Source organism: Marinifilum flexuosum, assembly GCF_003610555.1.
Taxonomy (GTDB): domain Bacteria; phylum Bacteroidota; class Bacteroidia; order Bacteroidales; family Marinifilaceae; genus Marinifilum; species Marinifilum flexuosum.
Genome location: NZ_RAPQ01000008.1, coordinates 1388834 through 1405485, shown reverse-complemented (window position 1 = coordinate 1405485; position 16652 = coordinate 1388834). Strand labels below are relative to the sequence as shown.

Annotated in this window: 13 protein-coding genes; 1 reads left to right on the top strand and 12 read right to left on the bottom strand. The window is 34.2% G+C overall.

From position 1 onward, the window contains the following. Positions 1-6: 6 nt before the first annotated feature. From BXY64_RS05835 to BXY64_RS05820, 4 genes are all read right to left on the bottom strand, one after another. Positions 7-1011: a hypothetical protein gene (locus tag BXY64_RS05835; protein ID WP_120238976.1), complete on the bottom strand. Its 1005-nt coding sequence runs from the start codon at positions 1009-1011 to the stop codon at positions 7-9. 137 nt (positions 1012-1148) lie between these two features. After that, the gene (locus BXY64_RS05830) at positions 1149-1907 is read right to left on the bottom strand and encodes a hypothetical protein (protein ID WP_120238975.1); all 759 of its coding nucleotides are present in this window, start codon (positions 1905-1907) and stop codon (positions 1149-1151) included. A gap of 55 nt (positions 1908-1962) precedes the next feature. Further along, positions 1963-2892, bottom strand: a complete 930-nt coding sequence (locus BXY64_RS05825; protein ID WP_120238974.1) for a PD-(D/E)XK nuclease family protein — start codon at positions 2890-2892, stop codon at positions 1963-1965. Next, a complete protein-coding gene (locus tag BXY64_RS05820) occupies positions 2879-3223 on the bottom strand; it encodes a hypothetical protein (protein WP_120238973.1) in 345 nt (114 codons plus the stop codon). The genes BXY64_RS05825 and BXY64_RS05820 overlap by 14 nt, the downstream gene beginning before the upstream one ends. 354 nt (positions 3224-3577) lie before the next feature. Between BXY64_RS05820 and BXY64_RS05815 the strand changes: the two genes are divergently transcribed. Further along, positions 3578-3970: a hypothetical protein gene (locus tag BXY64_RS05815; protein ID WP_120238972.1), complete on the top strand. Its 393-nt coding sequence runs from the start codon at positions 3578-3580 to the stop codon at positions 3968-3970. Between the two features lie 231 nt (positions 3971-4201). Here BXY64_RS05815 and BXY64_RS05810 read toward each other — a convergent pair whose 3' ends face one another. From BXY64_RS05810 to BXY64_RS05775, 8 genes are all read right to left on the bottom strand, one after another. Beyond that, complete coding sequence (locus tag BXY64_RS05810) at positions 4202-4639, bottom strand: hypothetical protein (RefSeq protein WP_147375910.1); 438 nt, start codon at positions 4637-4639, stop codon at positions 4202-4204. Between the two features lie 375 nt (positions 4640-5014). Continuing rightward, positions 5015-5755: a hypothetical protein gene (locus BXY64_RS05805; protein WP_120238970.1), complete on the bottom strand. Its 741-nt coding sequence runs from the start codon at positions 5753-5755 to the stop codon at positions 5015-5017. A gap of 182 nt (positions 5756-5937) precedes the next feature. Beyond that, a complete protein-coding gene (locus tag BXY64_RS05800; protein ID WP_120238969.1) occupies positions 5938-6225 on the bottom strand; it encodes a helix-turn-helix domain-containing protein in 288 nt (95 codons plus the stop codon). Positions 6226-6523: 298 nt separating this feature from the next. Further along, entirely contained in the window at positions 6524-7525 is a 1002-nt protein-coding gene (locus BXY64_RS05795; RefSeq protein ID WP_120238968.1) for an RteC domain-containing protein, read from the bottom strand. A gap of 125 nt (positions 7526-7650) precedes the next feature. After that, positions 7651-10332 carry a PEGA domain-containing protein gene (locus BXY64_RS05790; RefSeq protein ID WP_120238967.1) on the bottom strand — a complete coding sequence of 894 codons (2682 nt, stop codon included), beginning with the start codon at positions 10330-10332 and terminating at the stop codon, positions 7651-7653. A gap of 230 nt (positions 10333-10562) precedes the next feature. Continuing rightward, the gene (locus BXY64_RS05785; protein ID WP_120238966.1) at positions 10563-13013 is read right to left on the bottom strand and encodes a PEGA domain-containing protein; all 2451 of its coding nucleotides are present in this window, start codon (positions 13011-13013) and stop codon (positions 10563-10565) included. A gap of 32 nt (positions 13014-13045) precedes the next feature. Then, a complete protein-coding gene (locus tag BXY64_RS05780; RefSeq protein WP_211334414.1) occupies positions 13046-14815 on the bottom strand; it encodes an LPP20 family lipoprotein in 1770 nt (589 codons plus the stop codon). Between the two features lie 319 nt (positions 14816-15134). Then, positions 15135-16337, bottom strand: a complete 1203-nt coding sequence (locus BXY64_RS05775) for a site-specific integrase (RefSeq protein ID WP_120238964.1) — start codon at positions 16335-16337, stop codon at positions 15135-15137. Positions 16338-16652 lie beyond the last annotated feature (315 nt).

Here is a 16652-nt window from a genome sequence, read left to right as displayed (position 1 = left end):
AAATATTTAAATCTCGTTTTTTTCCATTTTTCTCAACCACGATAAGAATGGTTCCCAATGTTTTTCTGTCCATTGTGCAGTCATGAAGTAATCTCCACAAAATTCATTTGTTGCATAATATCTGGTTCTGCCATCATTGCCTTTAATATCTTTTCCTTTACTCCTTAATACTTCATAAGTCTGATTAAAAACTTTCCTTGAGTACTCCATATCTTGCAAATTGATAATTTCCTTCTCTGATATCTTATTTTGCTCATAAAGGGTTTTCATTTTATATTGGACGAACTGGCCAATTTTCATGCCCTCCTCTGTTCTCTTAGAAGTATTTCCATTAAGTCTTTTTATGGTATTTGATTTGTTTTGGTCTGAACTCTCGGATATTTTAATTCGCTTATCGAGTTGTAATAATTTATATGCTCTTGAAAATAATTCAGCTGTATCATTTTCATTAGAAACACTTTCGATTACTGGGTCAACAAGAGTTTTGTAAAAATCATCGTTGGCAATAAAATCAATAGAAATCATTTCATCTTTAAGCAAGCTTTTAGCTTCTTCCATCAATTCCAGTATAGGCTTCTCGGTAGATTGATAAACTTTTGGAGTTACAAAAAATGAGTGAAACTTTTTGAAGTCATTGAAATAGGTCTGCATTATAAAAATTGTTCTAATAATCTTCTTTAAAACAATTTCAGCTGTTTTTTTAGGCGGACCATAATTTAAGCCAGCACTATGAAAGGCAATATCGATACCATAAACCGCATGCTCGGTAGTATTCAAACCCAAAACATCAATTTCTGCCTGTTTAATTAACTGATCAAATTTGCTCTCCTTAAATATTGTACTAAGTTTTGGTGATTCCATTATCCTTTCGTACAATTCTCTTGCTGGCTTTTCTTCAAATTTATTTGTGGTCCATTGCCCACTTGTTTTCCAGTTTGTTTGCGTAACTCTACAACCTTCTGAATGTTTTAGGTAAGTATATACTAGGTTTTCTGCTATTTCTATTTTCATGTATTAAAATTTTATCAGTTATCAGATAGAACCAAAATTAGATTCCAGACATGCATTTTTGATTTGTTTGGCATGATTAAATTGATTTTCAAAAAATCTATTTCATCTTCACTCTGTATTCATTATTATTGAGCACATCATCTCTCCTTCTCAAGAAATTCCTTATATGAATTCATCATACCCAAATACATTTCTTCATAACTTATAATCGCACTAGGGTGATAACTATCAATTAGTACTTTTTGAGTTTCTGCATTAAAATAAATCCAATTGTTGATTTTTATAAATTCCAATTCGGGGTAAATGATCTCTTTGGCAACCTTTAGTACGGAACCTTGGCCACCACCACAAACAATAATATCCGGACTTAAAATTTCGAATTGTTCTTTCAGAAAGCGTGCAGATAAATTTGCATGATACAAAAGGTCGGCATTATTAATTTTCGGCCCTCCTGATTCCTTTTTTGCATTCACTATACAGAACGGAATTTCATCGAATGCACGAGTGTAATTCTCTCCTATCGCAGCTTCTTCGAAAGTGCTATATTTTCCCTGTGAATCAAATGAACTCAGACCATAAAGCCAAATTGCAATATTTTTAAAGAATTTATGGGTAATAATGCCTTCACCTTGACGTCCTAGCCATTCACGGTAATCTTGATTGGGGTTTGAATTGGTATCCTTTGTAAGAAATATAATTTTTTTGTTTGCATTGTACCAAAGCTCATCTTCATTTCCTGGACCACGTCCAAAATATGTTTTCCCATCACTTCCGATTGTGTTCCAGATTTTTCCTTTATACAGTAGACCATCTCTACAGAAGCCATTAAAGCCTTTCATTTTGGCTTCTTGTTCCCACCTATCAAATAGGTTATCTAATTTTTTGTTGTACTCCATGATTGGTTCTTTTGTGTTTATTATAAATTGAGCCTGTGAGCGTGAGTACTATTCCTTAGTTATCGCTTTTTACAACTTTCAAGATATCGGCAAGATCCACAAGTGTTATTTCTTCTAATTTCTTATTCTCAGGTGCAAAAGACCATTTTTCTAATTGATAAGTACCTTCATTAACTCGCACCTTCAGATTGTGATCTTTTTTAGAAACCAATAAATATCCACCATTCCATTTGCGAATAATTTGACTTGATATGCCAGCTTTTTCTATGGTTTTCTTAACATCTTCCAGCTTGTTGACGATTTGATTTCGAAATTTTCTATTCTCAATGGTTTGAATAAAGTCAAATACATATTGTGCATATACATTAGAACTTTTCTCCTCAAAATAATGATCAGGTATTGACAGTTTCACCTGCTCCACAAAATGACTTAGAATGACGAGTTTAAAATCGTTTTTTGTTTTCAAGTATTTTTCTGCGGCTCCAATAGGTTGCTTTCGGTATGGAGCTAGCACAAGAAAGTAGTGGTATTTATTTGGATAATTTTCCTCCACATAAGTTTGATAAATCTCAAGTGGATTATCCAAATCATGATCAATTTTGAACTCAATACATACCACAAAATTTTCAGCTTCAATCAATATATCTATGCGCTTATCTTCTTCTTTTTGCCCATTGGTAGGAACTTCTGTTTCAACCTTTATGTTGTCAAAATTGAGATTTGGTGTAACAGATAATCCTGAAGAACTTACACAATTCTGTTTTAGAATGGTTCCTACATCTCCTTTTTCACCTTTAATTTCATAACAGGTAGTACTTAATAGAGCTGTTAGGAATGTTGTTCCTAATTGATGATTCTCATCAGGTTTAAATAAATAAGCCAACATATTTGCCATTGGCACCTCTTTATTGTGAACTTTTAGGATTTCGAGGTAGGTTTTATTCAAATGTGCTTGGGGATATTTAAGCTTACTATTCATTTTCATCTAGCCATTTTTTCACATTTTTGTCATGACGAGGATACCAATCATTCACAATTGCGTAGTTATATCCTGCTCTACTAAACTCATATTTCCATGTGTATCGATTGTATCCTTTTTGATCTTTTTTTATTGTATTTTTATCTTCAGTGGTAGCTGTTACTTTAATCCGAATAAACAATGGCAACCTAACTCCAAAAATTTCGTTACTGTGATCCCTATCAAGAAATTTGTTTAACTCTTCATTTGGCAGTTTTTCAGCAACTGCTACAATTCTTTTCTGGATTTCGGCATTGGTAAATAACCTTTTCCTGGTTGTACTTTCTATAGCTTCCATAACCTATGTTTTAGTAATCACACAATACTAACAATTCCCACCGCCATAACATGACGTAGTTCTTCATCTTGTATATCGATATTAGAACTGTAAAGTATATTATTGAATTAGCATTTATTCTAATGGCAACAAAGAAGGATGAATTTACATTTTATTAAACAAAAAAGAAACTGCCAAATGTGTCAAGTTGAAAGCTAAACATTTAACTTGCTGAATGATTATATTTTAACTTATTTAGAAAAAAGATATTCAAAATGATTTTTGAGGTATATTCCAAATTGAAATTTGCAATCTACGTCACGTTTTGGCAGTCACTCATTTCATATTTGTGTTTTATCCAAAAGACAAGTTATTATGAAAACGTTTAAAAGTGTATGTACTGATCTATCGAAAGCCGTATTACAATCCATAACAGAACCCTCATATATAAGAATTGAACCTGAAGATTTCTTGACTATACTTGCTGGCAAATCAGAAATTAAATATATAAGCCTACAAGCAGATAAAACATTAATTAATGGTCAATTGCAAAATGCTTTAAAAGATTTGGATTACAATGATCAGGAATTTCAAATTATTCTTTCCATTAACTGCTTTGACGACAACATTACCATTGAAGAAGCTGGAGAATACGTGGAAACACTTGAAAATTACTTTAGCAAGGATAGCTCAATTCTTTGGGGTATATCCAATGATTCTGAATTAAAGGAAAATGAACACAGACTTAATATTTTTCTGAGTAAGTAATTTTAACAATTCCTTTTCCCAAAGATCGTCCATATTTATACCATAAAAATATTTTGGTTAATAATAATTTTCTATATAACTTTATTATCGTAAATAATTAATATTAACCGTAGTTAATAGTTGTAAAGGACCTCCCTGTTTGGGGAGGTTTTCTTGTTTTTGAAAGTCGAATCCCGAAGGGTCGGGACCAGCAAAGTTGGAATTCAAGCTTCGACTTCGCTCAGCTACCAATTAAAATTGCTGCTCCAAGGTTGAGATGAAATAATTGAGGGCTGTTTTTGATTTGGCCAAGTCGGCAATCAATGTTGTGATGCGGATGTATTCTGCAGTTAGGATTTCCGGAAATGGATGTTCGTAAACAATCTTGGCCAGGATTTCTCTAAATCCATCTCTCTTATTTTTCCTGCTGTGATTTAAAATGGATTGGTACAAGGGTGGTAAATTTTCAATGACTTCTATATTTGACTTGTGCATTGCTTGTGCAAAGGAATTGGCATATGCCAGGAAGGTATTCAAAGCATAGGTGTTTTTTCTGAAGCATTCTTTTGAGCTGTAGAATTGAATCAATTCTGATGGTTTTTCGATGTTAAAATATCGTGGGTGCTTGCAAATTGTTTCGATGTTTTCGAAGCAATTCAACTTGGCCTCCAACTCTCCTTTTATTTCCATGAGATCGTGGAGTTCCAACTGGGATTTGTCCATGAGAGAAATTATCTCGTCGGACAATAAGGAGCTATTTTCCAAAAAGAAGCTGATGAGGAGGTTTGTTTGGAAGTGGAGGTTGGTTAGGTATTGTTTTAGGGTCAACATGAGATATCAATTAAGAATTAACAATGAGTAATTAATAATGTGCTTCGACTTCGCTCAGCAACCATCTTTCAGCGATCAGTCTCAAGCTACAAGAGGCAAGTTTCAAGGATAAAGGATAAAGGATAAAGGAAGAAAATCCCAAAACCAAAGCTCAAAATTATAAGGATTATAGCCTTTGGCTATGGGATCCTTACGGGAATTTCTGCTATCGCAGTCTTCCCTTAGGATCCCTTCTTATAACGGGTCCACTTTTTCCCTGGAGCAGATACACTTCTTCAATGCGGGTTTTGTACGCAGGCGCACGTAGCTGGTTATGGCGTTGGAAAGCTGGACCATGACCTGATTATTGTGAATAACCAGTTGCCAGGCTTCCTCATCACCATAAATGCGACAAAACTCGAGCTCATCGAGAGGGATATATAGTGGTTTGTACCGGTGTTTCATTTTTATAAATCCGGCATCCCAGGCCTTTTGTCGGTAACGCGTAGTGGTTGACTTACCGAGTTTGAGAATACTGGCCAGGTATTGTGCAGGCATTTCGTGGAAGCTACAATTCGTAATGGAACGCCCTTTTTTTCGTTCCGATTGTCTTGCTATCCTATGCCTGTACTTGAGATAATATGTGAGTACAGCAGCATATATGAAAGGCCGGAAATTATGAAATTGTGAGGTATCGAAAAGTGCTCCGGTAGCAGAGTGGAATTGTAGCTTTTTAGAAAGTACAAGATAACTGACTACACGTATGACTCCTCGTTTCGAGTTCATGATTACCCAGGAGTTTTTCACCAACCACTCAAGATTATTGTGAATTGTCCTGGTTTCTTTAATAGAAAGATTTCTCTTGATTTTTTCAATTGTTTCCTGATTCCATGGCAGATATCCCGAGCACTGACTCTTCAGGTAAAGATAGAGTCGCACCTGGTTTACTTTGCGCTTTGAAAGGGCAAAGACCAAAAGCTCGATGGGGATGTTCATGCTGCGCATGGTAAACAATTAACAATTAATAATGAGTAATGAATAATTAACAGCTTTCAGCTGAGCAATTGCGAATTTTGAATTACGGACGTCACCAGTGATAAATGATCATTGGTCAATAGTCACTTGGCAATAGTTGATAGTTATCGGTTAACAGTTTACTTCTACTGCGCTCAGCATCCTTAAGAGATGGCGTGTTGGTAGTGTTTCTCGAGAAGATCTTGAATGTCGGTCTTTTTGTAGAGGGTTTTGCCTCCAAACTGGATGTAGGCTATTGAGGCCTCATCGCGATGTTTCTGCAGTGTACGTTTACAGATTTTTAATACTTCGCATACTTCATCGGTATCGAGATAGATATCACCCAGTGGATTTCTCTCTTTGAGTGATAGTTGTCGTACTTGTTTCTCAATAGAAGAAATTTTCTCGTTAATGGAGAGAAACATTTTTAGGGTAGCAGATTCTTTTTCCATGCGATAAATAATTAATGATCAATGAACAGTTAGCAGTAAACAGTGATCAGTTTGGTTAATATTTATGGCAAGTTTAAAGCATTGAAAAAGATTATATATCCAACTTGAATGTAGTTTTTTTCAATCAAATTTTAGGTAAAACATCTGTATCGCTTTAATCATGCGAGTTTGGATATGATTGTATTTTTTTTAGATTTTGAAAGATTGCTTCGTTATTGCCTTGAATGCTTCGATGAGGATTCAAGGTGAATGCAGGTTGAATGTAAATGAAAGCAATCTTTTATTACTAATGATACAACTACTTTTGGGTTAAATATCTGATTATTGCATTTTGTAGTTTCTTTAGAAATGAACAAGGTTCATCTCTTACATGCAATTTTGATATTCTACTGTCGGAATCAGGAATGAGCCCAATATTCAACAATTTTTCAAATATTTCAACCTGATCTTTTCGACTGAGCGAATCTCCATTTTTTAAACTGATGGCTTTTGAGAGATGAAGTGCACTCATAAGTTCCAAAAAGTCTGTTTTACTTTTATTCCAAACCAATTGAGAAGAATAAGAATGATCATCCTTGATATCTTCGGATATCAATAATTCACGGTAAGCATCTATTCTACCTCTAAACAATAAACTAAGCGCTGAGGTATAGAAATCTTTCCCTTTAGACTTGAAAACTAATTCAAGACCTTCCTTTTCTTTTTCAACATGATCCAGCTTTTCTTTCAACGAAGTGATGTTATGCAAATCATCTTTCATTTTCATGGTCATTGGGTAATATTCTTTGATATCATCCTGCCATGAATCTTTTTCGAGCTTTTGTTTCTTTGAAGATTTCTTTTTGCCTGGCTTCGAGCTGTTGTCAGAACATTCTTTTATTATTGAAATTACATCCTGAACAGTTTGATATTGACACTGAAGATACTCATTTACACACATGAATTCGTCGGGCCCCGTATTGATACAAGCAATTGCTCCATTAGCCCGAGAAACCATTTTAATATTTAAACCAGTAAAGTCTGTACTTGTATTGATATCTAATTTTACACCGAGCAATTCAAACACTCGCTTCATAGTTACCAAATACATTTGAACTTCTTCCTTGGTCTTTATCCTAGTCAAGTTATTTCTCAACTCGTTCACAAAATCAATTTGAAGTTTGTTCAAATGGGACTGATAGTTCTTTAATTCTGTATGGTTGTTAAAATAAGTTTTGTAATTTTTTTCGTCTTTTTCAAATTCGACAACCATCTTTGATAGTTCTTCTTTCAGGAGTAGAAAGTTCTTTTCAATTATCATACAAAAAGTTATTTTCACACTAATTTAAAAAATATAAAATAGCATGCAAACTTAACTTGTAAAAACAACGCAAATCAAGGTTCTGAATTAAAGGGTAACAAACCTTACAAATCAATGTTGAATTATTACAAATAACTTTTTGACATATAGCCAACTACACCATCAACCCAAACTCTATAGAAAATCCCTTCTGACTTGTTTAGTATATAAACGATCTCACCTTTTTCCTTATTTTTTAAAACTTTAGAGTTGACATTGGCTTCCTCTCGAATAGTAGCCTCCATTTTTAATGTTGCTTTGTACAAATATGAATTGGGAGTCTTTTTTACTTCATTTGTGTTAATTCTTGAAGCTATCTTAGCTGTTTTGCTGTCTTTAGCAATTCTAAAACCTCTATGCCATGACCTGCTTATATTACTGGATACCGAAGCTCTTTTTATCACCTCACATCCACTTTTAGAAAAATAGAAACTTCCACCTCGAATAACTTTATATTTGCCCTCCAAAGGGCCTTTCGGATCAAACACAGGACTGTTGGCATAGTAATCTCTATCGTACCAATCTGAACAAAACTCACTCACATTACCACTCATATCATAAATTCCAAGAGCATTTGACTTTTTTCGACCAACTTCATGAATCTCTTTCTCATAACTTCCATCGTACCATGCCACATCTACAATAACATCACTACCTGCATATTTGTAAGGATCTTTATGAATTCCTCCCCTGGCAGCATATTCCCATTCTGCTTCAGTAAGCAACCTGCCTCCAGCCCATTCACTAAAAGCTTTTGCATCCCACCAACTTAGATGCACTACCGGTTCATTACCAAAAACCTTATATCTTTTACCCTTCTCATTAAATCGCCAGTTTATCCCCTTCACTTCCCTTGCTTCACGTTTGCCAGGGAGATAAGAAAATCCTTTTCTCTCAGCTTCCGTTACATAAGCAGTGGCCTTTACAAATTCAGAAAATTGTTTTACCGTTACTTCATATTTTCCAATAAAAAAATCGGGAATCTCTATTTCATGCTTTGGTGCATAATCTTTATAAGCATTTACATTCTCTCCCATAAAGTATGTACCACCTTTCACAGCAACCATTTCCATTTTCACCCCTTGCTTTTGCAGCGTATAATCACAAAACTCGCTGACATCAAAAGAAAATCTATCATTACCTGTTTGTGTTATTTGGATTTGCTCCATCTCTCTTCTTTTGCCATTTACCAATTGAATTTCATGACTCCCAAAAGAAAGAGTTGAAGTATAAGGTGTTTTTCCTACAATAGCTCCATCAATTCTCAGCTCTGCTCCCTGAGGATTGCTATTGATGGTTACTTTGCGACCATCCGGTAATTTTTCATTAATCTCTGTTGTTTCATTTTCCTGAATATTAATATTCTTCACAACAGTACCGAATCCGTCCTTGCTTAATTCCACATGATATTCACCAACCAATAGATCACGAATTACATTTGGACTGGTGCCATTTTTTATTCCATTTAACTTAATGGTAGCATTAAATGGATCTGTTCTAACATTTAAAGAACCGTATTTAGGGCGAAGATCTAATTGAATTTGTTGGACTTCACCAGCTATTAGATTTACTTCTCGCGATTGCAAATGATGTTTGTCAAGACGTGCTTCAATGGTGTAGTATCCCTCAACCTGGCGTCCCTGGTAAGATCCATTTCCTACTTTTGCCTTATTGATGTATATATCAGCCTTGGGATTGGTTATAATCTTAAGCTCGCCAAAAATGGGCATCAATTCCTGTATCAGTTCTGTTGTTTCATTATTCATTACATTCACTTGAACTGATTTGGGCTCGTACCACTTTCTCTTCAATTTAAGAATGTGCATACCTTTAGCTACTTTGAGGATCGTACAAGGTGTTTTTTGTTGTAAAAGATTTCCGTCTAAAATAATTTCTGCTCCAGTTGGATTACTATTCACTTTCAGACTTCCAAAATCAGCAGACATATCTATATTCAGATTTGTTGTCTGTCCGTCATTAACCTGAATTCTCTCACTAACTGACTCATACAAATCTTTACGCAAAGTAATTGTATAATCGCCAGATTTCAATCGCTCTGTTTTTGCTGGTGTAATCAAACCTGTTGGTTGCCCATTAATTAAGATTTCGGCTCCTTTTTCTGGGGAAGAAGAGATGAACGCAAACCCAAAATTGGGTTGCAAGTTCTGTTCAATTATCTGCTTTTCATCTTCAGTAAGACTGAAAACTCCAGCACTATTGTGATACATTGATTTTTCTATTCGATAGTTATAATTCCCCAGCGGCATTAGCTTATCAAAAGGTGTTTGCCCTGCATACTTATTGTTAATATATACATCAGCTCCCGAGGGTGTGGTAGAAATTACCACATATTGCTTAATGGTCTCAATAGCTTCCACAGTAGTAGTTATTCTTCCTGTGATCAATTCCATCACATAAACAGTGGCTTCTTTTATTGGTTCTGAATAGATATAGTTATCTAATACACCGAGTTTTTGGTGCTTTAAGGTAATCTTTCTTGCTTTGGGAGGTACATATACCCAATACTCACCGACCTCATGACTTATTTTTGTAATTCCCAGCATATCACCATCAAAAACAAAACCTTTTTCGGTAGTTCGTATCTTAATCAATGCACATTTATCTCCATTTTGATCAGTTACGGGAGCTGTAACACGTGCAGTCATGTCATCGGGAACCGAATAAAAAGATTTCACATTGATGTTTTGGGCATTTGCTCCAAAAACACAAAAAAAGAAAACTATGGATATGATTTTATTTATTGACATGATAGTTTATCAATTAGTTGAGAGTTTTTGATTCAAGGTTAACTATAACACTTAATCTTACAAACACAACACAGATTCCAGTCTTGGTATTTCAATTCTAAAGAAACCAATATATTAATCTTGCAAAAATCCTTTTGACACAAAACCAACTATACCACCAACCCAAATTTTATAATAGACTCCACCTGTTTTCTGTAATACATAAACATGATTACCTTACTTTTCTTTTATTACACCCCTTCCAACAGAGATTTCATCTTGTTGTATTTTTCCAGATATTCTGGCTTCTCATTTTTCAGTTTGAAATACAACTGCTTCAACACCATCATTGAGTTTTTCTCATCTGGTTTAATTTTAAGAACTCTTTCAAAATAAGGAATTACATTTTCGTATTCAGTATAAACCATTTTAATTGCTTCATTATACTTTTTAGCATCCATAATTTCGTTTGCTTGTTTATGCCTTGCGATAGCAGCATTCAGTTTCTTCAAAGCAAAGTTATATTGAGAAATATAATCTCCAGATGATAATTCCTCATCATTTTGGGTTACCTCTTCGGTATTCTCAAATGAACAGACTATTCGAAAGCCTACATAGCCATACCAATTATCACGATCTTTTCTAGAACTGTAAGTCACTTGACAGCGCGATTTTTCGTCACACCAACTACCGCCACGGACCATTGCATTAGAACACCATTCACAGACATTCCCACTCATATCGTATATTCCCAGTTCGTTTGGTTTTTTACCACCTACATTCTGTATTTTCCTACCACCGGAGGTGTAGCATGCCACTTCATTAATATTATTACTTCCAGAATATCTGTAACCTTTGCTCTTAATGCCTCCACGAGCAGCATATTCCCATTCTGCCTCACTTGGTAAATGGTAATTTTTTCCTGTCTTAGCAGTTAACCATTTACAAAACTCGTTTGCACCATACCATGTCACATATATCACAGGATGATTGGCTCTTGAATCATTTTTCAGATAAAATTTCCCATTGCTATAATCTATCGCGCAGCCGCGATCCAAATGAATTAATTCCTTTCCTCCATACTTACCACTACTGCCATTACTGCTAATATTTCGGTCATTTAAAAAAATGAGAAATTGCTTATTGGTAATCTCGTATTTTCCAATATAAAAATCACTTCCACTACTCCTACCTTTAACAGCAATCATTGGTAATTTTAATCCTTGTTTTTGTACTGTAAAATTACAAAACTCTCTAACATCAAACATAAAGCTATTATTGCCTGCTTGTGTTATTTGAATTTGCTTTATCTCTCTTCTTTTACCATTTACAAGTTGAACTTTATGACTCCCAAAAGAAAGAGTTGAAACATAGGGAGTTTTACCTTTCGGAATTCCATCAATTGTTAATTGTACCCCCTGAGGATTACTATTGATCGTTATTTTTCTCCCCTTAGGCAATTCTGCATTAACCACACTTGTTTCATTTTTCCGGATACTTACATTTTTCACTACTGTACCAAACCCCTCTTTGCTCAATGTAAGCTTATAATCTCCTATTAGTAGGTTGTTAATTGTATTAGGTGTTGTCCCATAACTTTTGCCATTCAAGCTAATTTGAGCTCCAAAAGGTTTACTGGTGATATCAATTTGACCAGTTTTCGGTTTTGGATGTAGGCTAATACTTTTTTGTTGACCTGCATACACTTCTACTTGTGTTTTATAAGAAGTATACTTTTCTTTTTTTGCCTCAAAGATGTGCATACCAGGCATTACTCTACCAGTATATTTCCCTTTACCTACACGTTCATCATCAATGTATATATCTGCTAGAGGTGTGGTGCTTATGTTTACAGTTCCAAAGTTGGCACCCAATGATACATTTACATTGATAGTTTGTCCATCAGCTACATCAAACTCAATGGTTTTAGCACTAAACATTGGCTTTTTAACTGTTACTCTATGCTTACCACTAATGAGTTTCGATGTAACATATGGTGTCTTACCATTTACAGGTTGACCATCAAGCTCAATGCTTGCACCATTTTCAGGGCTACTCGTAATTTTTGCATATCCAAAATTGGGTTTTAAACTAAGATTTATAGTTTCTTTCTTATCAGAGGTCAGATTAACAACTCCTGCTTGAGAATGATACATACTCTTCTCAATGCGATAATTGTACTTACCCACTTCCATTTTTTTGGCATAAGGGGTAGTACCCAAATATTGGTCATCTATATATACATCTGCACCTTCTGGCTCACTCTCTATGGCCAACCACTGCATTGGAGTCTCAATCTTTTCTACAACCGTTCGTACATTGGCTGTAGTAAGTTCCATCACATAAACTGTAGCTTCTTTAATAGGTTCAGTGTATTTATAATTATCCAAACGCCCTAAATTCTGATGTGCTATACTAATCTTTTTCGCTCCAAATGGTACGTAAACCCATATTTCAGCAACCTTTTGAACTGTTTTTTCTATTCCCATCATATCGCCTTCGAAAGCAAAGCCTGTTTGAGTGGTTTTAATTTTAATCAAAGCACACTTATCACCATTTTGGTCAGTAACCGGAGCGGTAACCCGCGCGGTCATGTCATCCGGCGCTGAATGAAAAGATTTTACATTGATGTTTTGGGCACTTAACTCCAATACAATGACAAATAAAAAGAGAAGGATAGAAATAGTTTTTTTGATTAACATGGGAAACTGGAATTATTTGATTTGAATATGTTTTAATTGAAATTACTTAAATCGTAAAGGTTATCGTTAGAGGTAATCTTTGGCTGCCATGTACGAACATGTATAATGGGTTCATCGGAATTGTTTAAATCAACAATAAGGAACAGGTACCCCACATCTCCGTAGTTGGATGAAAAGTAATTTTGTTTGATTTGTACTCCAAAAATATCACCACCTTTGCCTGCTTTTCTGATGTTACTATCTTCAAATTTGATGTTGATGTACTCTTTACTGGCAAAGGATGATTTCAGATTCCTCAGATACTGGTATTTGGTTTGACGATTGTATTTAATAATACGATTATTTTTAAATTGATTCATCTCATTTGGCTTGGCTTTAACCAAGGTACCGGTTATGATCAGAGCATCATCAGAAAATATATTTTCGATATAGTCGAGTCGTTTTAATGCATAAGCTGTTTTATAGTGTTCTAAAAAGTTTATCAAAATCATTCGGTCGCGCTCTTTCCATACTTTTTTTAGCAAAATATTATCCAGTGCCGCTTTTGATAATCCAAATGATAAAGCTTCTATTTTTTTGTCTTTGTTAAAATGGAAAATAATCTCTTCGACAAACTGCTTATTGTTTGTTTTAAAATTGAAACACATTGGCACAGAGCGACAAATTACTTTATCATGGTCCTTAATGAATTTTAATTGATAATCACCTATTAACTTTGCATTTCCATATCTAATAATCCGGTTAAAAACATCAAATCCCTCTGGAGTAAATTCATTTTGAGCAGTAGCATATCGCTTCCCACGAATGGAATTCAATACCGACTCAATTATTTGTTCGTAAGGCTTAGGATTATCTACCACTGTATAAGCTGATGTTATTGAAACATTTGACGACACAGTTTTTCTTACCATAGGATTCTCTAAAGAAATGGTATAGTAACTATTACGAAATGGAATTGGGTCGATCTTTGCCAGTACATCTTCCAGTTCTCTATCAATACGCGCCTCTCCCTCAAAAATATATTCAGCTTTCACTTTTAACTTTTTTGCGGTAGAAGCCATTCCGTAAAGTTCTATTAATCCAATACCATTTCGGGCACTTATCAAATTACTGTAATCCATTCCATCCCAATAGCAATAATCAAAATTTTCAGCAGGTTTGTTTTTGTATTTTATATCGAGAGTATAAATACACTCGTCATCCTGTTTGTCAATATTGGATATCTGAATATCCAGGTCAACAAAAATATTATTGATCTGTAATGGTATCCATGTTGCCAAAGGATAACTCTTTTGGTTTTTATCCAAATATTTCATTTCTCCACCATTAGGATGACTTTTTAATAAAGTCAATGCCCAATAATAATATCGTAATGCATCAGCAACTTGAGTCTTTTCCAATGCATTTTCAGCATTCTGAATAAAACCATTTATCTTATCTTTTCTTTCCTGAAAAATTTTTTGAACATCTGCTTTTTTGATATATCGAAATATTTTGGCTTCCGGTTCATCTTTTAAGATTATTCTCTCTGTATTTTTAAGTGTAGCACTTGAATAGGAATTTACTACAGATTTACAAACCGTTTTGAAGTCATCCCCCTTTCCATTTGTCTGTAACTCTTTATGGAGAAGAGAAAATTCACTTTCTACATGAGTAGAAATCTGTGATATTAACATGGAGAGCGCTTGCTGATCTGCATTTTTAAGAGTAATGCCATCTCCTTCTCCCCAAATATAATTGTTTCGATCGGCTTTGATTTGTTCTACTGATTGTGCGAAAAGAGCACTAAAGCCTAAATTCAAAAAAAATAGTGTGACAATAAATTTCCTCGCCATTATACTTTATCGGTTAATTTCATAGAATAGAAGTATTACGAATAATAATTTAAATGAAAATAAATACACAATTAAAACCATCCATTATTAACATATGCAATAACTTCAATAAGCAAAACTAACCAAATCTATTGCCTTAAACTATACACATAAGACTTACTTATTGAACGTTTAAATTCATTGTTCCAACATAAGGATGTAATTATTAAAAACATCTTTAAGATGCATTAATACAAAACAAACAATAAACATAACACACTTCAATTCTTATAATAAAGCAATTATCTTAAAGTGTAATAATTCGATTGGCTTTATCGAGAACATCATTTTCAAAACTATCTAAGTAAATCTGGGTAGTTTTTTCTGTAGTATGCCCTAATCCTTCAGAAATAACCGCGGTTGGAATACCTGATCTTTTGGCTATGGTTGCCCAGGAATGACGGGCTACATATGAAGTAAGAGGAATTGACAATTCTAACTTCTTCGCTATATCCTTTAATCTTTTATTGTTATTTCTCATTTGAGATAGGTAAAGTTCATGAAGGTTTGGATGGTCCTCATCCAAAATTGGAAAAACAAACTCATCTTTATCTTGCAATGTTGAATACCTCCTTATTATTTCGAGTGCAGGTTCTACAATTGCCATATTATAAAGTTGTGTTGTTTTCTGTCTGGAATAATTTAACCTTCCCTTGTAAATATCTTTAACCTTTAAATATGCAATATCGACAAATGAAATTCCCATACAGTAAAAACTGAACATGAATAAATCACGTGCTCTTTTCTGAGCTGGATATTTATCCAAGTTAATATCTCGAATCTGAATTATCTCTTCTTTGGTAAGTGCCCGTTTGAGAGTTTTTTCAGTCTTTATTTTGAAGTTTTCAAAAGGATACAATTCTTTCCGGGCTACTCCTTCTTTAATGGCTCGGTTGCATATTGCTCTTAGCGTTTTCATGTAATGGGCTATCCCATTCAATTTTACTCCTTCTTTAATCAGATGTTCTTCAAACTTTTTTAACCAGTTGTAATTGATTTCATCAAAGCTGACATCATTATCTTTTAAGAACTTCTTTAAAACACTATGAGTGGTTCCATAAACTCTGGCATTTCCATTTTTACCTAGACTTCTAAGATTTTCTATTGTACTTTCTGTAAATGAAAAAAGACTTGCACTCTTTAATCCTCTTAATTTTGTTATAACATCATCTGCTGTATAAACCTCTCCTCTATTCTCAAAATCAAGAACAATTTCCTCAGCTTCAATAAGCAACTTCCTTAATTTCAGATTTCTTTTTTCATATACTCTTTTCTCCTTCTTGGGATAATTCACCAAAACTCCCGCCGATTTATCCCAATTTTCTTGCAGAGCATTAATCCCAGTTGAATAACGTCGACGAATTCGATTATGAATTACTTGCACTACAATAGGAGAAGTACCATTTCTTAGAACCTTATTTTTGAAAAGGAATAAGTTTACTGTAGCCATACTCTTTGTGTTTAATTTTATTTGGGAGCAACATGGGAGCAACAAATATAAATTAAATATACATTTTTTTCTTTTTATAAAGAAAAAAATAAAGCAACACAAAGCACTCTATATCTATATTTTACTGATACTGCATGGAATTTTCGCAAAATTTGTACTTTTCAAAATAAATAACCGATAACGTCTGGGGGGCGTGGGGTCGGAAGTTCGAATCTTCTCGCCCCGACTAGTAAACAAAGAGCTTTCAAGAATGAGAGCTCTTTCTCATTACTCTTAGTTTAAATATAATTTAAACCTTATTTGCTTAAATTATCT